This window comes from Vibrio sp. 10N.222.55.C6 (genome assembly GCF_041473395.1).
In the GTDB taxonomy this organism is placed as follows: Bacteria; Pseudomonadota; Gammaproteobacteria; order Enterobacterales; family Vibrionaceae; genus Vibrio; species Vibrio crassostreae_C.
Genome location: NZ_JBFRSD010000564.1, coordinates 1 through 222 on the forward strand (window position 1 = coordinate 1; position 222 = coordinate 222).

Below are 222 nucleotides of genomic sequence, written 5' to 3' on the forward strand. Positions count from 1 at the left end.
GGCTGGCTCGCATTGCCCTTTCCTAACAAACCAAAGTTCATCGGGAATTGATCGAGTGACTCTAGCATGCGGTGCATGTTCCACGGACCCGGTGTACATGTGGTTGCGTTAGTCCCTGTGTTTGGCCCCGTGCCACCGCCTATCATGGTCGTCACACCCGACGCCAAAGCTTCTTCAATCTGTTGCGGACAGATAAAGTGGATGTGAGAGTCGATGCCACCC

1 protein-coding gene is annotated in these 222 nt (G+C 54.5%); it reads right to left on the reverse strand.

Going from position 1 to position 222, the window contains the following annotated elements; translation table 11 throughout:
• Nucleotides 1–222: amidohydrolase family protein (locus AB4486_RS25115; protein ID WP_372119420.1), on the reverse strand; the 222-nt coding region annotated here is incomplete at both ends.